Below are 20,529 nucleotides of genomic sequence, written 5' to 3' on the forward strand. Positions count from 1 at the left end.
AAAAAAGGAGCTCGATGAGCTCCTTTTTTGTGTAGTATTTCTATTTACTAGGCCTTATTAGCTTTAAGAGGTTTTACTGTAACCAGCATCAGCGGAAGCAGGGTTAGGTTCAGGAATAAAGCCACTGCCATTGCAAAACCTGTTAGAAGACCAAAATAGATAGACGGAATGAATTCAGACAGTGCCAGAATCGCAAAGCCTACAATAATGGTTACACCTGTGTAGTATATGGCCTTACCAATACTGCCATGACAGCGTTCCATAGTTGCCAGATAATCATTGTCTTTTTTGAATTCATTTTTAAAGCGGTGTACATAGTGAATCGAATTATCCACCGCAATTCCTATTACAATCGCTGCAATGGTAATCGTCATCATGTCCATGGGTACGCCCATCCAACCCATAATTCCTAGTACCAACGCTGCCGACAGGGCGTTCGGAATGGTGGCAAGAATAGCTAGAACAAATGAGCGGAATAACACTAGGAACATTAGTAAAATAGCCAGATAAACAACACCTATGGTCATTATCTGAGAGTCAAATAAGCTTTGCAGCATGTTGTTGTAGAGCACCATCATACCCGTAAAGTGAACATGCTCCTGCTTTACGTTTGTTTCATTAGCGATAAAGTCATTAATGTTTGCGATAAGATCAGAGCGCTTGAGCTCCGGGTTTGTTTCCTCTACACGGATATTGATTCGGGTTTGATCGCCGTCCTCTGAAAGGTATGGATCTAAAAGAGTTGCTCGAACATCGTCAGGCATTTCCTTGTGGACCAGAGACAGGGTCAATTCATCAGGATACTCCCCTTCATTCATCTCCTTTAGAACTTTAGTTGTAGTTGCCAACGACTGAACTTTACCCGTTACCTCGAGACTATCGATGTAGTCATGAATTTGTTCCAGAGTTTCTAGCTTGCTGCGAGTATACCAGTAGCCGGGGTCATAAGTAGAACTATCAAACTCATCACCAAACTCATCTTCAAATTCATCATCCGCAAATAGCGATTCTTCATTTGGATCTGCATCAATGACAATATCCAAAGGAGTCGTACCACCCAGCTCCTGATCGATTACTGTCATGCCCTGATAAATTTCAGTGGACGGCTTAAAGTAATCAATAAAGCGGTTTTCGACCTTGAGTTGAGAAATACCGTAGCCACTGAACAGTACAAGCAGTACCGCTAAAGTGAAAATAGCTGGTTTGAATTTTACGCTGATGTTGTAAATCCAGTGCGTAATTTTGTAAGTAATGCTTGAGCCACTTTGATGCTTTTCAGTACTTAGAAGCTGGATAAAGCTTGGGAACACAATAAAGGTAATAACGAAACCCAGCACCAGACCAATAGTCATAATCCAGCCAAAGTCGATTACTGGTCGAATGCCACTAATGAGCAGTGATATAAATGCAACGATGGTAGTTAAAGCGGTATATAGACAAGGCCAGTACATGGTCTTAATGGTGGCCTTTAAGCGTTCCATCTGCGAGCTGTCAGGGTTGTCGGAAATAAAGTCCCGATAAAAGACTACCAGGTGGACATTTAGCGCCAATACAGTAATCAAAAGTATAGAAGGGAAGTTTGAGGATATGACGGTTATTCGCCAATCGAGATAACTCAACAGTCCCGCCAAAACCAGCACTGTGACCAGGCAGGAAAATAACGGTATCAAGACCCAACGCACTTTGCCGAAGAATACAAATAAGGCAAGCATGATGAATAGTAGGATGCCAATACCAAATACCGTAATATCATGCTGAATAAAATCCAACATGTCATTGGTGATCATTGAAATGCCACCAAGATATAGCTCGGCAACATCTCGGTAATCATCCATTATCAATCTGACATCTGCTATGATTTGGCTGGTGCGCTCTGATACTTCTTTACTGTAGGCATCGAATTCATCTTCCAGCTGCTTCAGTCGCTTTGTTTCTTCATCAGTCAGTTTCTGCTGGCTACGCTTCTGACGTAGTTCATCGCGAGCATCAAGCAATGAAAAGTAACGTTCATCTCGCTCAAAATTGACCTGTATGGCGCTGGTTTCGCCATTGTCGCCAACCAGCAGATTTGTATAGAGTGGACTGCTGGTAAACTCCTCCAGCGCTTTTTGTTTATCAACACCTTCATCCATCAGGGTTGGAATTTCTGCGGAAAGAGCTTCAGCATCCAGTTTGATGCCATCCAATAATGGAACATTAAGAATACTATTGATATTGGCAACAGTTGGCAGCTGTTGTAAACGACTCACCAGATCCTGTAACGAGGCCAGCGATTCCTCATCCATTAAACCGGCTTTAGGTTTCCATGTGATAATCAGAAAATCATCTGAGCCGTAACGTTCATTGACCTGACGGTAATAATTGAGTGATTTATCATTTTCTAGCGTTAATGATTCACCGGATGCATCAAGGCGAAACTTAGGGAGCTGGGTAGCTGCAATAACTGAAAGAATGATGACCAGCGATAGGACAATTATCGGATGGTTTAAAATGACTTTCTGATATAGCCTGAAAAAGAAATTCTCTTTATTGTGTGTCATGGATGAGTTCCAAGTTTAGATATCAGTTTCTGGAGCGCGGTAAAGTTTGGGCATGATGCGCACGGTTTTAATTAAGTTGTCTTTTACTTGCAGGATTTCCATTGGATAGCCATATAAACGTAACCCTGTGGCAGCCTGAGGGATCGTTTCAAGATATTCAGTTATTAGGCCATTCAATGTTTTCGGGCCATCAGTGGGTAAGTACCACTTCATTGCACGATTGAGCTCACGAATTGTGATGGTGCCATCTACCAGATAAGTACCATCATGCTGCGCTTGAATCTCTTTATTGATGTTCGACATTTCAGTGGTAAAGTCGCCAACAATTTCTTCCAGAATATCGTCAAGAGTTACCAGTCCTTCAATATCGCCATATTCATCAACTACCAGTCCCACGCGATCGCGCTTGCGTTGGAACTTCATCAGCTGAGTATGTAAAGGTGTACCTTCCGGCACATAATAAATCGGGTCAAGGTAGTTAAGAATGTCATCAATAGTAGGCTCTTCAAGCTCTAAAATTCTGCCAAAGTTACGGGCGTGTAAAAAGCCCTGTACCTGATCGATTTCTTCTTTAAACACTAATAGCCTAGTGTGAATGCTGTTTCGTATCTGTTCTAAAATATAATCCATGTCATCGGCCAGATCGACGCCAGCAATTTCATTGCGCGGCACCATGATGTCATCAACGGTTACCGTTTCCAGATCCAGAATACTCAATAGCATTTTCTGGTGACGGCGCGGTATCATTGCTCCGGCCTCATTCACGACTGTTCGAAGCTCTTCCTGACTTAAATGATCTTCTCCTTCGGCTCCAGCATTGACGCCAAATAGGCGCAGCAAACCATTTGCCAGAAAGCTAATGAGTTTAATTGCTGGGGATAATAATGTTGAAAGAGGCTTAAGAATCGGTGCTGCAAAAAATGCAATGCGCTCGGGAAATAATGCGGCTAATGTTTTCGGAGTGACTTCTGCAAATATCAGAATAACTACCGTTAACATCAGGGTTGCAGCAAAGATACCGCCTTCGCCCCAGAAGCGAATAGCAATTACCGTTGCAATGGCCGAAGCCAAAATATTAACAATATTATTACCGAGCAATATGAGCCCGAGAAGTTTGTCCGGACGCTTGAGCATTTTATAGACCCGCTTTGCGCTTCGATCGCCATTTTTTGCTCGGTGCTTCAATCGATAACGATTGAGAGACATCATTCCTGTTTCTGAACTTGAGAAAAATGCAGACAGGAATATCAGGAGGCCAAGAATGATAAACAGGGTGCTGGTCGACAGAGATTCCAAAAATTAACCTCGCTGCAGAATATAATCCAGCACCAGTTTACTGCCAACGTAACCTAACGCGAGGATGACGAAAGCAATAATGCATAGCCGAGCAAACCGAATACCACTTAAACGGGATAACTTATACCCAAGGTAAAATGTACAGAAGCTGAACCAGGCTAGAGCTGAAAGAACAATTTTGTGTAGCGATTGAGCTCGTAATGCCGTATCGGGTTGCATAAAGCCTAGTATTAGAGCAACTCCCAGGCTGATAATGCCTGATAGCACTAATGCCGATAGAAACTGCTCCATTTGCATCAATGGCGGCAGAAGTGGGTGGATGGAGGCCGGGCGACTACGCAATTTTTTATGTAGAAACAACAATAGGATACTTTGGAAAGTAGCAATCAGAAGTAAGCTGAAACCAATCACTGAAAGCCATATATGCCAGAAAGCAAGGGAATTGCCCTTGAGCATTATGATGTTTGGTTTTTCAGGAGCTATGTTTAATAGAGAAACAAAACCAGCAAAAAGGCAGGCATATAACATCAAATGCGGGGTTTGATGGTTAAAACGATAAATGGCAATCAGCAACACCATGATCAGCGAAACCAGCGAAAGGGTATTGAACAGAGATAGGTTTTGCCCAGCACCGGTTTCAATGGCCAGATAAAGTGCGTACAAATGAAGTGCGATTGGTGCCAGCGGCAGCCATTTTCCCCATTCTGGTACTTCTTTATCCGGGTGATTAAGGCGGAGAATAAAAAATACCGCCAATACAAGATAAGAAAGTCCGGTAATTATATCGATTAACACTGCCTTAAGGCCTTTTGTTTGTTGGAATTTTCTTAAACCGCCATTTTAGAGCAAAATAGCACTGAAACAAGCGCTATCTATGAGAAATACTACAACAAATACTACAACACGGAAGCTTGTATTTCGTTATAATGCCCCTAATTTTATAAAAGCCATTAATTTGAGATAAGCAACAATGTTTGACAGTTTAAGTGATCGTCTCTCCGGTGCCCTGAAAACACTAAAAGGAAAGGGCAAAATCAGTGAAGACAATATTAAGGATACATTACGCGAAGTGCGCATGGCCTTGTTGGAGGCGGACGTTGCTTTGCCTGTGGTTAAAGCCTTTATTGGCGATGTAAAAGAACGTGCCATGGGCGCCGAAGTGGGTAAGGCGCTTGACCCAGGCCAAGCTTTCATCAAAATCGTAAATGATGAATTAATTAAGGCGATGGGCGAGGCTAATGATGCCTTGAACCTGAGCGCTAAACCACCGGTTGTTATTTTGATGGCGGGTTTGCAAGGTGCAGGTAAAACAACCAGTGCCGGTAAACTGGCTCATTTACTGAAAACTCGTGAAAAGAAATCGGTAATGGTTGCCAGTGCGGACGTGTACCGTCCTGCGGCAATTAAACAGCTGGAAACCGTTGCTGGAGAAGTTGGCGCCACCTTTTTCCCAAGCTCAACCGAGCAGAAGCCAATCGATATTGCTAATAACGCCATAAAAGAGGCAAAAAAGCAGTTTATTGATGTGGTTATTATTGATACCGCTGGTCGCTTGGCGATTGATGCGGTAATGATGGAAGAGATTAAGTCGCTACATGCTGCGATTGAACCCACAGAGACTCTCTTTGTCGTTGACTCCATGACCGGTCAGGATGCGGCTAATACCGCAAAAGCTTTCAATGATGCTTTACCTCTAACGGGTGTCATTCTAACTAAAGCCGATGGTGATGCACGTGGTGGTGCGGCCTTATCGATTCGTCATATTACCGGCAAACCTATCAAGTTCATTGGTATGGGCGAGAAAATCGACCAGCTTGAACCATTCCATCCAGAACGTGTTGCTTCAAGAATTCTCGGCATGGGTGATGTTTTAAGCTTAATTGAAGAAGTTGAGCGCAAGGTCGATAAGAAGAAAGCGGAAAAAGTTGCCAAGAAGATTATGAAAGGCAAAGGCTTTGATCTTGGTGATTTCCGTGACCAGCTGTTGCAGATGAATAATATGGGTGGCATGGCCGGTTTGATGGATAAGTTGCCTGGCATGGGGCAAATCCCCGAGGCTGCCAAGCAAAAAGCCATGAACAATAAAATGACAGACCGCATGATTGCCATGATTAACTCCATGACCCCTAAAGAACGCGCTCGTCCAGAGCTAATCAAGGGTTCTCGCAAAAAACGTATTGCCAATGGTTCCGGTACTCAAATTCAGGATGTGAATCGCCTCCTCAAGCAATTCAATCAGATGCAAAAGATGATGAAAAAGCTTAAAGGACCCGGTGGTATGATGAAGATGATGCGTGGCATGAAAGGTATGATGCCGCCAGGCGGCGGAATGGGTGGTGGACCAGGTGGGATGCCTCCTTTTGGTCGCTAGTCGTAGTGATAATAATTGGGTAAATACGTCCAAGTTCAAGTAGAATTAGAGGCTTCTATAGGCGCGGGGTAATTTGCCTCGCTACAGAAGCAAAAATAGCTCTCTTGCTCCCAGTAGTCATGTATTTAAAAAATCCTTGGATTCATTGCTAAATATAAGGATTTTTTCGGTAAAAACGTTTCCAAATGCCGTGTATTTAATGTAAAATTCGCGCTCTTAAAATTTTGAAAGCCTTCAAAAGCCTCGATTTCTGGCGCTTTTAGGGCTGTTTTGTACTTAAAACAGAGGATTTGAACGATATGGTAACCATTCGTTTAGCTCGTGGTGGTTCTAAAAAACGCCCATTTTACCATGTAGTAGTTGCTGATGTTCGTGCACGTCGTGACGGCCGTTTCATCGAGCGTGTTGGCTTCTTCAACCCAGTAGCTCGTGGTAATGAAGAGCGTTTACGCCTTGATAATGACCGTATTCAACACTGGATCGGTGAAGGCGCGCAAACAACTGACCGCGTTGCTGCTTTAATTAAACAAGCTGCAAAAGCTTAATTAAATCGTCCTAACAGACTGATTTAGTAGGTTTTTTATGTCACAAGCTTTTAAGCCGCTTATTGTCGGTAAATTAAACGGAGCTTCTGGCATAAAAGGGTGGGTAAAAGTCTATTCTTATACCGACCCAAAGGAGAATATCCTGAATTATAGTCCCTGGTATTTGAAACTGGACGGCCAATGGCAACAGGTTTCAATTATCAACGGGCGTGAACAGGGTAAGACTGTGGTGGCTCAGCTTGAAGGTTGTAATGACCGAAATACGGCTGAGAGTTATCGTGGTGTTGAGATTGCGATTGAGGAATCTCAACTGCCTCAGCTTGAGGAAGGTGAATATTACTGGCGTGATCTTGTCGGATTAACGGTAGTCAATATGGCTGGAGAAGAGCTGGGAACAGTCAAAAAGATGATGGAAACAGGTGCTAATGACGTATTAGTGGTTAAAACGGCTTCGAAAGAAGATTTGCTAATACCTTATGTGCCTGAGTATAGCGTGATGAAAGTTGATCTGGACTCTAAGCAGATTACGGTTGACTGGGAGTTAGACTATCAGTCATGAATGACATGAGGTTCAGCGCATGAACATTCATGTGATTTCTTTGTTTCCGGCCATGTTCGATGGCGTGATGGAGCAAGGCGTAGTTGGCAGGGCGGTTAAGCAGGGTAAAGTGAACTTTGCGGTAACCAACCCCAGGGACTTCACAACGGATAAACATAGAACCGTTGATGACAGACCTTATGGTGGCGGCCCTGGCATGCTAATGATGACTCAGCCACTGACCGAAGCTATACGGTATGCTGAAACTCGAATGAGTTTGCAGGAACCATCACAACCTGTTTACAAAATATATCTGTCGCCACAGGGACGCAGACTTAATCACCAAGTGGTTAAGGAATTGGCCGAGAAGCCTAACCTGTTATTAGTAGCAGGGCGTTATGAAGGTATCGATGAACGTATCATTGAATCAGAAATTGATGATGAGATTTCACTCGGTGACTTTGTATTAAGTGGTGGCGAGATTGCAGCTATGGCTGTGATCGATGCAGTAGTCAGAATGCAACCGGGTGTACTCGGCCATGAAGACTCTGCAGTTGAGGACTCTTTTGCGGAAGGTCTACTGGATCATCCGCATTATACAAGACCTGAGGTTTTCGAAGGTCAACAGGTCCCGCCCATATTGCTCAGTGGCGATCATGATAACATTCGTCGCTGGAGGCTGAAGCAATCTCTGGGGAGAACCTGGTTGAGACGTAAGGATTTGTTGGACGCCATGCAATTGAATGACGAGCAACAAAAACTCTTACAGGAGTTTATTGAAGAATACGAAGCAAATTTGAGCAAGTAGTCTTCCAACGATTAATTTTGAACGAGCGAGAGCTCGAATGAGGAGCACACAGCCATGAGTAACATCATCCAGCAATTAGAAGCTGAGCAAATGACTAAAGAAGTACCAACATTTGGTGCCGGTGATACTGTTATTGTTCAGGTTAAAGTTAAAGAAGGTAACCGTGAGCGTTTACAGGCTTTTGAAGGCGTTGTAATTGCAAAGCGTAACCGCGGTCTTAATTCTGCATTCACAGTGCGTAAGATTTCTTCAGGTGTAGGCGTTGAGCGTACATTCCAAACTTACAGCCCATTGATTGACAGCATTGAAGTTAAACGTCGTGGTGATGTTCGTAAAGCGAAAATCTACTACTTGCGTGAGCGTTCAGGTAAATCTGCACGTATTAAAGAAAAATTGGATATTAAAAAGTAATATCGATTTCTCGATAAAAAAGCAGCCTATGTGGCTGCTTTTTTTATGGCTGAAACTTTCTATTCTGGTACAGTTAAAGAACAAAATAATGTGATAACGGCACTATGAGCGAATCTATAATAGAACAGTTTTGCGATCAGATCTGGATGGAGCAGGGTCTATCTGATGCAACATTGTCCAGTTATCGTAGTGATCTTAAATTATTTAACCAATGGTTACAGAAACAGGGCAAAACTTTAACTAACTCTGGCGCCTCGGATATTCAACAATATCTTGCTGAACGGTATAGCAAGCAATATAGCAGTCGCTCGACAGCTCGGTTTTTATCTTCTGCACGTAAATTTTACCGTTATTTGCTACAGTCTAATCACATTAAAGTGGATCCCACCCAACAGATTGAAAGCCCTAAAATACAACCCCCCGTACCAAAGTCACTGAGTGAGGATGAGGTTGATAGTTTGCTCAGTCAGCCTGATCTTGATACAGCTCTTGGTTTACGTGACAAAGCTATGTTGGAATTACTCTATAGCAGTGGTTTAAGGATAACCGAACTTATTTCTGTTGAAATGAATCAAATAGGATTTCAGCAGGGTGTGATGCGAGTGATTGGCAAGGGCAATAAAGAGCGTATCGTACCTATAGGTGAGGAAGCATTGCAGGCGATAGCACACTACATACGATACGGGCGGGCCGAATTATCCAAAGAAAAAGTAACTGACTGGTTATTTTTAAGTACAAGGGGTCAGCGAATGACCCGCCAGACCTTTTGGCATCGGATAAAGTTTTATGCCAAAACTGCAGGAATTCGAAAACACCTGTCGCCCCATACCTTGCGCCATGCTTTTGCTACGCACCTACTCAACCATGGTGCTGACTTAAGAACCTTGCAGATGCTGCTTGGTCATAGTGACTTATCTACCACGCAGATCTACACCTATGTTGCTAAAGAACGTCTCAAACAACTACATAGCCAACACCATCCCCGAGGATAGTCAGGTTATCATTTTAGGGTGTAAAAGTTTGTAAATCGGCTTAATTCCTTGTCTTCGGCTCGCTAGAATGAAAAAACTAATGGTGCGCTCGCAATCTTTGGGTGAACCTTCTTAATATTAATTGACGCCTTGGAGTTCTTATTCAATGAAAAAGCTGTTTGTTCTTTTAATCGTTAGCTTTTGTATGCCACTTGCTACTGCAGCCACTAAAGCTCTCAGCGAAGAGGAAATCATAGCTATGCTTGAGGCTCGCTTCCCAGGAGCGGTTATCGAGCATGTGTCTCCATCTGAAGTTGATTCCCTCTATTCTTTCGTATTGCAAGGCGATCTCTATTACATCTCCAATGATGGTAAGTATTTGATTGATGGCAAGATGCTCGATATTTCTGAAGAAAAAATTCGTAATATCTCCATGGAACGCATGAGTCAGATTGATCAGATGAAATCACCAATGCGCAAGCGAGAAATGGCCAAAGTTAAAGATCAAGATATGGTCATATTCAAATCACCTAATGAAGAGCATGTTATAAGTGTTTTTACGGATATTGATTGTGGTTACTGCCAGAAAATGCATCGTGAGCGCGAAGATTATTTAAGTCGAGGCATTACTATCCAATACCTGGCATTTCCCAGAGCAGGTTTAAATTCTTCCTCTGCTGACAAGCTAAAAGGTATTTGGTGTGCAAAAGATCAGCAGACAGCTATGACGGAAGCCAAAATTGAACGCAAGTATCGAGAAGGCAATTGTCAAACGCCATTTGCAGAGCAAATGAGTCTGGTTCGTAAATTCGGTATCCGCGGAACCCCAGGGATTATTCTGGAAAATGGTGACTTAATTGGTGGTTATTTGCCAGCTGAGATTATGCGTCAACGTCTCGACCAGCTAAAGAAAGAGCAAAAATAAGTTAGCTCGAAACCTGCTGAAAGCCTACTAAAAGCCTGCATTGTTCTTGATAAAGCAGGCTTTTTTCATTATAGGGGAGCGTTTTATATTTAATGTCTTAGGGGTAGAGCAGAGCCAGTACATTCCTGCCATCACTTGCCAGAATAGTATAGGTGCGGCAGGCAGCATCGGTTGCCATTACTTCGAGCGGTGTTCCCATCATCTGAGCTACTTCCAGTAAATCCCAGGAAGGAAAGTCCTGTTTTGCCCCTGTCCCAAGAATAACGACTTCGTAACTTGCAATATCAAGCTCAGTCAAAGTTTGCTTATCCAGCTTTGAGACATTATCTGGCAAAACGTTGGCCTGTATGTGCTCAAGGTCAAGAACAATTGGGACCTGATATGTCGCATCATTAATGATAATAGAACCATTGCGATAGGATCGTATGGTGTAGCGGCCACTGGTCTTGTCCTGCGAAAAATCCATAGGTGGTTTTAATCAGTTGTGATGTGTCTCTATAATAGCAACTCATTGAATGCCTGATCAAAGCGTCAATTTCTCAACAACTAATAATTAATATGCAGAAACTCATTCGACAACGCCAGCTCAACCAAGAAGTTCAGCCTCTAACTGCCAGTCCGGTTCTCAATCGGATATACGCCTCTCGCGGTGTTGAAGATCCTGATGAGCTGGATTACAGCCTAACGAAACTTTTGCCATACCATCAATTGAAAGGAATTGAAGCCGCGGTGAACCTTTTGTTTGAGGCTATTCATCAGCAAAGGCGCATTTTGATAGTCGGCGATTTCGATGCAGATGGCGCGACCAGCAGCGCTTTGACGAAACTGGTTTTAACCAGTTTTGGTGCGAAGCATGTGGATTTTCTGGTACCAAATAGATTTGAGTTTGGTTATGGCTTGTCCCCTGAGTTAGTTGAAGTTGCCAAAGAGTCACGACCAGATTTAATAATAACTGTAGATAATGGCATTTCTAGTATAGCTGGAGTCAAAGCAGCTAGAGAACATGGAATCAAGGTATTGGTTACTGACCATCATTTAGCAGGTGAAGAATTGCCAGAAGCGGATGCGATTGTGAATCCGAACCAGCCAGGCGATGCGTTCCCCAGTAAAAACTTGGCAGGTGTTGGTGTAGTCTTTTATGTGTTATTGGCGCTGAGAGCTCGATTAAGAGAAGAAAACTGGTTCGAAAGTCAGTCCTTAGAGGAGCCAAATTTAGCGCACTATCTGGATATCGTTGCATTAGGAACTGTTGCAGATGTGGTACCTCTTGATGCTAATAATCGGCTTCTGGTTCATAACGGATTGCGTCTGATAAGAGCTGGCCGCAGTCGTCCTGGTATTAATGCATTATTGCAGTTAGCTAAACGTCAGCTGGCAAAAGTTACCGCCATGGATCTGGGCTTCGCAGTCGGCCCGCGCCTGAATGCTGCTGGTCGATTGGATGATATGGCCATTGGCATTGAGTGCCTCTTGGCTGAGGATAAAGCTCAAGCGACTGAACTTGCAGAGATTCTACATAGTCTTAACAGTGACAGGCAGCAGGTTGAGCAGGAGATGCAGGATGAGGCTCTATCAAAGCTAGATGACATTGATTGGCAGAGTGGAGAGTTTGCTCATTCAATTTGTTTATACGAGCCACACTGGCATCAGGGAGTAGTCGGTCTGTTGGCTTCGCGGATTAAGGAGAGAGTGAACAAGCCCTGTATTGTTTTTGCCAATGCTGATGATAACAGCGTGAAAGGTTCGGCTCGATCGGTTAAGGAAGTGCACATAAGAGATGCTCTAGCATTGGTGGATAGCCGTCATCCGCAGTTGATAGAAAAGTTTGGTGGACACGCCATGGCTGCAGGTTTGTCGCTGGCTCTAGAAAATTTAGAGCCGTTTCAGAATGCGTTTGAGCAAGCGGTTACCGACCTGTTAAAAGGTAAGCCTATTGAGGACGTTATAGAGACTGATGGCGAGCTGAACCCTGATGAGTTGACACTGGACACTGCAATGGAGCTTAGCTTTGCTGGTCCTTTTGGACAGGGGTTTCCGGAACCAGCTTTTGACGGTGAGTTTGAAGTTTTGAATCACAGGATTGTCGGTGAGAACCATTTAAAGTTAACCTTGAGAAGCCCAGAGCAAGATCATGCGCTGCAGGCTATAGCCTTTAGAATAGATGTGGAGGAGTGGTTATCGCAGCCTGCCAGCAAGATTCGGGCAGTCTATAAACCGGATATCAATGATTATTATAATGTGCCAGAGTTACAGCTACTGATTCAGTATTTTGAACGTCTGGCTTAAGTAGAAATTAAGCCAGACAGCTTCGGGGATTACGACTGGCGCTCAGGGATAGCGGCATCACAGGCTTCAGGATCGCCTGTCCAGTTAGTTGTTACTACACGTCCCTCCTGGTTATATCCAACCTGTACTCGACAATGAACTTCTTCACGACCACCAAATAAGGTTGTGCCTATGCTACCGAAAAAGTTACCACCAAATCCGCCAACTCCTACACGCATAGATGGCTTGTTTTTGATATCGCGGGTATTCCATTCAGCGTAGGTCAGGTCATTAACCTGTTGCTCTCCAGTTGGCAGACCCCAGGTCTGAATTAAGGTTTCAATTTCTGCACCTTGCCAGGCAGTAAGTTTGCTATCGATTTCAGCTGGTTGAGATGTACTACAACCTGATAATGATCCGCTTAGGATGAGGCCGATGACGCTAAGCTTTATAAAGGATTTTGTGACCATGACAGCTTCCTGTTTCTGCTCTTAATAAATAAGAGTGTTGCAAAAGTTTCGGCAACTTGCCAGTAATTGCTGTTAATTAAGCCATATATCGTGACACTTTTGTAAATTTTATTGAGCAAATTCGCAACTTTGTCTTTCCTCCGCTAGAATGGCTGGCAGAAATTTACGATATTAAAAACAAGAGGATAGCTATGAAATTACCTGTTGATACCGCTGAAATAACTAGCTTTGCCGAAAGTAGTTGGCAAGTGATGATGGATTATGCGCCTAAAGTGATTTCTGCACTTGTGGTTCTGCTCGTTGGTTTGATCATTATTCGAATGATTGTGAATGGCGTTCGCAAAGCTTTTGAAAAGAAAAAGTTTGATGTCACATTGCAGCGTTTCCTGGTAAGCATGATCGGTATTTTGCTGAAAGCAGCATTAGCCATCACTGTTATTGGCATGCTTGGAATTCAGATGACGACCTTTGTTGCCATGTTGGGTGCTGCTGGTTTGGCTATCGGTTTGGCGCTATCTGGGACATTACAAAACTTCGCAGGAGGGGTCATTCTGCTGATACTACGTCCTTACAGAGTAGGGGACTTTGTTGAAATGCAGGGTCACTCTGGAACCGTTAAAGAGATTCAGATTTTCAATACTATTTTAACCACCCCAGACAACAAAACTATTATCATTCCTAACTCGCCAATTTCTACAGGCTCAATGATTAATTACAGCACTCAGCCTAAGCGTCGTGTCGACTTCACCATTGGTATTGGTTATGACGATGATATTGATAAGGCTCGTGATGTTATTTTGGGTGTGATCAACAAAGATGAGCGTGTTCATAAAGATCCTGAGCCATTTATCGCTGTATCAGCACTGGCAGATAGTTCTGTGAATTTCGTGCTTCGGGTCTGGGCAGATAGTGCTGATTACTGGGGAGTGTATTTCGAGAACCTGGAAGCCATTAAAAAGGCGCTGGATGAGAACAATATCAGTATTCCTTATCCACAAAGAGATGTGCATTTGCATACTGTTGAAAAATAAACCATTTTTAATGGTTAATGAAGGCACCTCAAGGTGCCTTTTTTTATACATGAGGAAAATTCACAGGTAAAAGGTAGTGCCAATAAAGGCTAGAAACTGTACAATTACCGTCCAAATTTTAGCAGGTAAGGCTGTTGGGTCTTACTAATATCAGTATTACGAGTCAGGTGGTTATGCAGGTACATTTGAGTGCGCTAGGGTGTCGATTGAATGAGGCGGAGCTTCAGAACTGGGCAAATTCGTTCCAGCGTTTAGGCCTGTCCCTGACTTCGGAGGCTGATGCTGCGGATTTAATTGTACTGAATACTTGTGCGGTAACTGCGGAAGCGGCCAGAAAATCGCGCCAGACAGTTCGTCGCTTTCATCGTGCCAACCCACAGGCCCGCAAGGTTGTTACAGGTTGCTATGCATCATTGGAGCCAGAGGAAGTTGCTCAGATTATGGGTGTTGACCTGGTGGTGGCCAATGAAGATAAAGATATTCTAGTCGAGAAAGCAAAGCAGTTGCTTGAGATTCCGGCAATGCCAGAATTCGCCACTGAACCAGGAGAAAGTGCTTTATTTGCCCGTAATCGTGAGCGGGCCTTTATCAAAATTCAGGATGGCTGCCGTTATCGCTGTACCTACTGTATTGTCACTGTGGCGCGTGGTGAAGAGAAAAGCCGTACGATTCAGGACCTGATTGATGAAATTAACCAGTTGCATGCAGAAGGGGTACAGGAAATAGTTTTAGCTGGCGTGCATGTGGGTGGCTATGGTTCAGACATTGATAGCAGCTTGTATGAATTAGTGGAAACAATATTGGCGGAAACCGAAATGCCAAGAATACGTTTCGCATCCGTCGAGCCGTGGGATCTGGGCGAAAACTTCTTTGAGCTGTTTGCTAATCCTCGATTGATGCCGCATATGCATCTTCCCATCCAAAGTGGTGCCGATACCGTATTAAGGCGTATGTCACGTCGCTGTAAAACATCATCTTTTAGCGAGCTGGTCCGTCAGGCAAGAACACAGGTTCCAGGTTTTAATGTAACCACCGATGTGATTGTTGGCTTCCCGGGTGAGACCGACGAAGAGTTCGAACAAACCATGCAATACATTGAAGCGGTTGGCTTCGGACATATTCATATCTTTACTTATTCAGACCGTGAAGGCACCAAGGCCGCGCGTCTACCTGGCAAAATTAGTAAAGACGTTAAAAAGGAACGAAGCCATCGTTTACATGAGTTGGCGGCAAAATTGAAGGCCAAGGAGTTGGAGCAGCAGGTGGGTATGACAGTGCCAGTGTTGTGGGAAAGCTCTAATCAGTATACCGAAGATGGTAATCAGCGCTATTTTGGCTACACACCCAACTACCATAAAGTTGCGGTTGAAATTCCATCAAACCTCAGCCCTGAGCGATTGATTTTGAACACCCGAATTAATGGTGTCGATGCTGAAAATGGTTTCTTGAATGGAGTAATAATTGACGAGGTTCCACAAAGAGAGTCTCCAGTTATTGATGTGAAAACTATCGCTTAATACTTTTCGAGAATATATAAAAAGGGGCTAATGCAGCCCCTTTTTTAATTGTTATTTCGAACAGCTCAGCTATCAGCTTTTTCCGGTTTTAGGAATCGCTCAGCTTCTTTGTTAACGACTTCAAGTTCTGCTAATAGCTGTTCGTGTAACTCTTCCAGCTTGTTGTATTGTTGCTTTTTGAGAAGCGTTTCATAAACATTACTGAGGTGCTTCAACTTTGGTGTGCCAACGTAGCAGCTAGCGCCATGAAGTTTGTGAACATGTTGTAGTAATTGGTCAAAGTCCTGAGATTGGTAGGCAGCATGAATATTACGGCCTGTATCAAAGTTTGAGTCTACTAGCATTTTCAGCATGTCTATGGCCAGTTGTTCATTATTGTTAGCCAATTTTAAGCTCAAACTCCAGTCCAGAGATTGATTCCGATTTTCGTCCTCGATCTCCTGCTGTACAGTTGGTGTTGGATTGATATCCGAAGCTGCCTGAGTCCATTTCAGAAGCAGATTGACTAAGGCCTGTTCTGAAACAGGTTTAGTCATGTAGTCATCCATACCGGCTTCTAATAGCTGCTCGCGCTCGCTGGCCATTGCGTGTGCCGTTAAAGCGATGATTGGAGTATTGAGGTTTGTGCGATTTGCTCGGATAGTGCGGGTGGCTTCCAGTCCGTCCATTTCCGGCATTTGAATATCCATCAAGATAGCGTCGTAAACCTTGTTTTTACTCAGTGATACGGCCTGCATGCCACTTTCTGCTGCATCAACTTTAATATTGAGATCCTGAAGCAGGGTAGTGACCAGGCGCAAATTCGCAGGGTTATCATCAACAGCCAGCACATAGATATCTTTTAGCAAACTGGCATCACCAACAGGTGCTTCAGCAGGTTCCTTGCCCGAATGTATCGAAGGTGTTTTCAATAGCTCGATTAAAGAGTTATAAAGAGCTCGGTGTGTTACCGGCTTGGTCATAGCTCGATTAACGCCTATTGAGTGTAGATGCTCCAGGAAATCTGCATTGCCTGCCGTGGTGAACGTAATGATTGGGCAGTAAAGTTGTGTCTGTGCTTTGTTACAAATATATTCAAGCTGTTGCTGGCGGCGACGGAAACGCTGGCCCCCAATAATGATTAATTCAATGCTTTTACCACTTTGACTGTAGAGATCAATTTCTGTCATCAAATCATCAATTTTCTCAAAGGAGCGCACCAACATCCCCCATTCCTCAAGGATTTGAGTAATAGACAAGCGAGTTGATGGGTGAGGGTCAAATACCAGCACGGATTTGTTGGCCAGGAACTCACCCGTCAGGCCATCCTCTGGTAAGGCATCGGTACGTTCGCACTGCAGGGTGAACCAGAAAGTTGAACCTTCACCCTGATTACTGTTAACACCAATATTACCGCCCATTTTTTCCACTAATGATTTGGAAATGACCAGGCCTAGACCGGTGCCACCAAACTCACGCTTGGTCGAGCTATCGGCCTGACTGAAGGCTTTGAACAGGTTGCGTTGTTGTTCTTGAGTTAGGCCAATGCCTGAGTCTTTGACCTGAATCTTAAGCTTAAGTCCTTTTTTGTTTTCTGACTCTACTTCTGCATACAGTTCAACGCTGCCCGATTTGGTAAATTTAATGGCGTTGTTGACCAGGTTGGTGATGATCTGTTTGATTCGAATGGGATCACCCAGCAAGGCTTTAGGCACATCTGAATAGATTAGCGATACAAGCTCGATACCTTTCTTGTTGGCGTTCGGGCCAAGCATGCGGAATATGTCGTCAACACATTCGCGTAAGTCGAAAGGGTAGCGTTCAAAGGACATTTTACCGGCCTCGATTTTAGAGTAATCGAGGATGTCATCAATGATTGATAACAGGCTGGTGGCGGAACGCTTAATATCAAACAGGAAGTCTTTCTGTTTATTGTTAAGCTCAGTTTTTAACAAGAGCTCGGTGAAGCCAATCACACCATTCATCGGCGTTCGAATCTCATGACTCATGTTAGCCAGAAACTCAGTCTTAACTCTACTGGCCTCAAGTGCCTGACGACGCGCGATATCCAGCTCCAGGTTGTTGACCTCAAGGGTTTCCAACGTTTCACGCAAATCTTCCGTAGCCTGATCAACCGCCAGTTGCATCTCGTCCTGATTGTGCTCCATATTTTCAGCCATCAGGTTAATACCTTCCTGCAAGGTAAGCAGCTCAGCGTTAGCTTCTGATTCAATACGAGTATCTAAACGACCGTCTTTGATGCGGTTAATGCCCTCAACCATTTTCTCAATCGGGGTGGTAACGCTCATCGACATTCTGCGCGCCAAGAAACCACCAATCAGCAAACCGATCAAGGTAATGAATAGAGTTGTCAGAATGGTGTTATAGCGACTGATTGCAGAAAACTCATCAGTCATCATGACCGCGACATAGCCTAAAAGCTGTGCGTTGGCCTGACTATAGTTCTGCCATGATTCATAAGTTTCGGGAAACTTTGAAATGATAGGAGCATAAAACAGTTTGCCCTGCTCGCTTTCAGCGGTGCGGGCAAAACGCATTAAATTATTGGAAGAGCCTGAGCGAGCCAGAGAATAAGGGTTATCAATGCTCATTACGCTTAGCGTTTCCGCCGAACCTACTGATGCTAAGACGCGGTTGTTCTGATCAAAAATAGCAACAGCCATCAGGTCCTTGTCATTATCCCGCGCAGCCTGAGCCATTTCAGCAAGGTTTTTTTCATCGAGGGTAATGAGGCCATACTCACTAGCAAGGGCTAAATGAGTTGCAATGGTCTTGCCTCGTGCCGTCAGCGAATATTTACTGTCATTGATATGGTTACTGATGAAAAGGGTTCCTAACAATAAGGCAACCAAAATTGTTGGCGTTAACGCCAATGTCATAATGCGTTTACTGATTCCCCAATCTTTCATCTATTGTTCCATTTCATAATAAACATTTTCTAACATCTCGATCTGACCAATTAACTCGCCTAAAGTCAATTCTGAAAAACCGAGCAACCTGGCAATTCGGCGGTTTGCATCCAGCACAAACTTATCGGGGTATTGATACCGCTCTTTAACCTGCCCATTTTCAATCTGATAAATCAAACCAGCAGTCTGTTCGCCTATTGTATAGGGCTTGCTGAATAATGCCAGCATCGCCCCTTCCTGCAACATGCTGGGAGAATTACCAATCACTATCACTCGATGACGGAAGCTGTTGTAGAGCAACGACTTTCTGGAGCGTCCCGGAGGGTAGATTCGGTCTGTGTCATGCAGCATGATCCGACAACAGTTGATCAATTGATTGATAGCATCTTGTGTTTGCAGCCTGGGCTTAACAATTAAGGATTTATAGGGCAGATTGAAAAAACGAGCCATTGTTTGATAGCGGCCTTTCATCTGCGAATTATCCTGACTGAAAAATGTGGCTGTCTGAGCCTGGTAGATATTCAGACTTTTGATGAGTGCAAAGTATCGCAATAAAGGTTGTTCATGGGTGATAGCATAAAAGTCATCATGCTGATTCTGGCGCATGGCTTCAATGCTATCGGCAGTATTCATAAGGGCGATAACCGGGCGATTAGGCTGCTGCTTCATTATGTGTTCAAGAGCTTCCTGACCGACGGTGATGATATAGTCTGCTTCTGAGTTATTGATATAGTTGGCCCAGTTAGGTTGTTTCTGCCAAAACAGCAGGTTTTGTTTAAGCCCCAGATCGTACTTTTCTTCCATGGTTTGTCTCAGTCCAAACAACAACTCCTGTTCCTGTGGGCTGGAATAGGGGCCGAGAACATCCACTGATATGACCTTGCGACTTGGGTGTTCTGCCACAGCCATGGGCACTGCCAATACAAGGGCAAGTATCAAAGAAGCTATGCTGAACCAAGGCAAAGATTTCAAGCGGCTATTTCTCCAAGCTTTTTCTGGCAAAGTCGTTATAATGTGGGGCTTTCGTTGCATAATCTACCTTGCCCTATGGATATAGGCAAGTAAAGGCCTTTGGCCGAAATGCTACAGGCCGGACAAAGGCAAAAAATAGACCAATATTATGAACATATTTGTATTTGATATCGAAACTATTCCAGACATAGAAACAGGTCGTTTACTCAATGAGTTTGAAGGTTTGTCCGATGAAGATGTCGTTACTGCAATGGAGCATCTCCGCTATCAACAGACTGGCACGACATTTCAGCCTTTGTATCTGCAAAAAGTTGTCGCCATTTCAGCGGTATTTCGCCATGGCGATAAACTGACCGTCTGGTCACTAGGTGACGAGCAGGCGGATGAAAAAGAGATCATTCAACGCTTTTTTGACGGCATCGACCGTTTCACGCCAACTATAGTCTCCTGGAATGGCTCAGGCTTTGATTTGCCTGTGCTGCATTATCGCGCCATCAAGCATAACATTGCTGCTCCTAAGTATTGGGATACTGGCGAAATGGATAGTCAGTTCAAGTGGAACAATTACATCAGCCGCTACCATAGCCGACATTTAGACCTGATGGACGTCATTGCAAGCTATAATCCGCGCGCTAATGCCCCTCTCGACAAAATCGCCAGTATGTTGGGTTACCCCGGTAAAATGGGTATGAGTGGTGCCAAAGTCTGGGAAACCTATCATCAGGGCAACCTTAAGGCGATCCGCGACTATTGTGAGACGGATGTATTAAATACCTATCTGGTGTATCTTCGCTTTGAAGTGATGCGTGGCAACATAAGCCAGCAGGATCTGGAAGTTGAAGAACAAAAGCTTCGTGACTATCTAAAGAGCGAAAACCAGCCGCATTTTAATGAATTCCTTGAAGCCTGGAGTTGAGCCTTTAAGGCTAGAGAGCAGCAGGCTTCACCTATATCGAATTA

Annotated in this window: 18 protein-coding genes; 11 read left to right on the forward strand and 7 right to left on the reverse strand. The window is 43.9% G+C overall.

Annotation, left to right across the window (positions count from 1 at the left end; translation table 11 throughout):
- Positions 1–47 precede the first annotated feature (47 nt).
- The 3 genes from B158_RS0111305 to B158_RS0111315 are packed head-to-tail and all read right to left on the reverse strand — an operon-like array spanning position 48 to position 4,631.
- The gene (locus B158_RS0111305; RefSeq protein ID WP_018625492.1) at positions 48–2,540 is read right to left on the reverse strand and encodes an efflux RND transporter permease subunit; all 2,493 of its coding nucleotides are present in this window, start codon (positions 2,538–2,540) and stop codon (positions 48–50) included.
- A gap of 15 nt (positions 2,541–2,555) precedes the next feature.
- On the reverse strand, positions 2,556–3,836 hold the full coding sequence (locus B158_RS0111310; RefSeq protein ID WP_026309374.1) for an HlyC/CorC family transporter: 1,281 nt from the start codon (positions 3,834–3,836) through the stop codon (positions 2,556–2,558).
- A 3-nt stretch (positions 3,837–3,839) separates the two neighbouring features.
- A complete protein-coding gene (locus B158_RS0111315; RefSeq protein ID WP_018625494.1) occupies positions 3,840–4,631 on the reverse strand; it encodes a cytochrome C assembly family protein in 792 nt (263 codons plus the stop codon).
- 175 nt (positions 4,632–4,806) lie between these two features.
- Here B158_RS0111315 and ffh point away from each other — a divergent pair, with 175 nt between their 5' ends.
- The 7 genes from ffh to B158_RS0111350 all read left to right on the forward strand — a co-directional run bounded on the left by ffh (position 4,807) and on the right by B158_RS0111350 (position 10,405).
- Positions 4,807–6,207, forward strand: coding sequence for a signal recognition particle protein (ffh, locus tag B158_RS0111320; RefSeq protein WP_018625495.1), 1,401 nt, complete (start codon positions 4,807–4,809; stop codon positions 6,205–6,207).
- 299 nt (positions 6,208–6,506) lie between these two features.
- On the forward strand, positions 6,507–6,752 hold the full coding sequence (rpsP, locus tag B158_RS0111325; protein WP_018625496.1) for a 30S ribosomal protein S16: 246 nt from the start codon (positions 6,507–6,509) through the stop codon (positions 6,750–6,752).
- A 37-nt stretch (positions 6,753–6,789) separates the two neighbouring features.
- Complete coding sequence (gene rimM / locus B158_RS0111330) at positions 6,790–7,311, forward strand: ribosome maturation factor RimM (RefSeq protein ID WP_018625497.1); 522 nt, start codon at positions 6,790–6,792, stop codon at positions 7,309–7,311.
- A gap of 19 nt (positions 7,312–7,330) precedes the next feature.
- Complete coding sequence (gene trmD / locus B158_RS0111335; protein ID WP_018625498.1) at positions 7,331–8,098, forward strand: tRNA (guanosine(37)-N1)-methyltransferase TrmD; 768 nt, start codon at positions 7,331–7,333, stop codon at positions 8,096–8,098.
- A gap of 54 nt (positions 8,099–8,152) precedes the next feature.
- A complete protein-coding gene (rplS, locus tag B158_RS0111340) occupies positions 8,153–8,509 on the forward strand; it encodes a 50S ribosomal protein L19 (protein WP_018625499.1) in 357 nt (118 codons plus the stop codon).
- A gap of 104 nt (positions 8,510–8,613) precedes the next feature.
- Positions 8,614–9,501 (forward strand): site-specific tyrosine recombinase XerD, encoded by an 888-nt coding sequence (xerD, locus tag B158_RS0111345; protein ID WP_026309375.1) that lies wholly within the window; start codon positions 8,614–8,616, stop codon positions 9,499–9,501.
- Between the two features lie 145 nt (positions 9,502–9,646).
- Positions 9,647–10,405, forward strand: a complete 759-nt coding sequence (locus B158_RS0111350) for a thioredoxin fold domain-containing protein (RefSeq protein ID WP_018625501.1) — start codon at positions 9,647–9,649, stop codon at positions 10,403–10,405.
- 97 nt (positions 10,406–10,502) lie between these two features.
- Here the strand turns inward: B158_RS0111350 and B158_RS0111355 are convergent, their stop codons facing one another.
- Positions 10,503–10,871 carry an Mth938-like domain-containing protein gene (locus tag B158_RS0111355; protein WP_018625502.1) on the reverse strand — a complete coding sequence of 123 codons (369 nt, stop codon included), beginning with the start codon at positions 10,869–10,871 and terminating at the stop codon, positions 10,503–10,505.
- A gap of 92 nt (positions 10,872–10,963) precedes the next feature.
- Here B158_RS0111355 and recJ point away from each other — a divergent pair, with 92 nt between their 5' ends.
- A complete protein-coding gene (gene recJ / locus B158_RS0111360) occupies positions 10,964–12,691 on the forward strand; it encodes a single-stranded-DNA-specific exonuclease RecJ (protein WP_018625503.1) in 1,728 nt (575 codons plus the stop codon).
- 29 nt (positions 12,692–12,720) lie between these two features.
- On the opposite strand, the gene B158_RS0111365 is transcribed toward recJ, so the two are convergent.
- Positions 12,721–13,140, reverse strand: a complete 420-nt coding sequence (locus B158_RS0111365) for a hypothetical protein (RefSeq protein ID WP_018625504.1) — start codon at positions 13,138–13,140, stop codon at positions 12,721–12,723.
- A 191-nt stretch (positions 13,141–13,331) separates the two neighbouring features.
- Here B158_RS0111365 and B158_RS0111370 point away from each other — a divergent pair, with 191 nt between their 5' ends.
- Together B158_RS0111370 and mtaB are read left to right on the forward strand one after the other, a co-directional pair.
- Positions 13,332–14,171, forward strand: a complete 840-nt coding sequence (locus B158_RS0111370; protein WP_018625505.1) for a mechanosensitive ion channel family protein — start codon at positions 13,332–13,334, stop codon at positions 14,169–14,171.
- A 173-nt stretch (positions 14,172–14,344) separates the two neighbouring features.
- The gene (gene mtaB / locus B158_RS0111375) at positions 14,345–15,688 is read left to right on the forward strand and encodes a tRNA (N(6)-L-threonylcarbamoyladenosine(37)-C(2))-methylthiotransferase MtaB (protein ID WP_026309377.1); all 1,344 of its coding nucleotides are present in this window, start codon (positions 14,345–14,347) and stop codon (positions 15,686–15,688) included.
- 65 nt (positions 15,689–15,753) lie between these two features.
- On the opposite strand, the gene barA is transcribed toward mtaB, so the two are convergent.
- Positions 15,754–18,597, reverse strand: a complete 2,844-nt coding sequence (gene barA / locus B158_RS0111380) for a two-component sensor histidine kinase BarA (RefSeq protein WP_018625507.1) — start codon at positions 18,595–18,597, stop codon at positions 15,754–15,756.
- Entirely contained in the window at positions 18,598–19,506 is a 909-nt protein-coding gene (locus tag B158_RS0111385) for a type 1 periplasmic-binding domain-containing protein (protein ID WP_018625508.1), read from the reverse strand.
- Between the two features lie 211 nt (positions 19,507–19,717).
- On the opposite strand from B158_RS0111385, the gene B158_RS0111395 reads away from it, so the two are divergent.
- Complete coding sequence (locus B158_RS0111395) at positions 19,718–20,485, forward strand: 3'-5' exonuclease (protein WP_018625510.1); 768 nt, start codon at positions 19,718–19,720, stop codon at positions 20,483–20,485.
- Positions 20,486–20,529 lie beyond the last annotated feature (44 nt).

Source organism: Kangiella aquimarina DSM 16071 (assembly GCF_000374105.1).
GTDB classification, from domain to species: Bacteria; Pseudomonadota; Gammaproteobacteria; order Enterobacterales; family Kangiellaceae; genus Kangiella; species Kangiella aquimarina.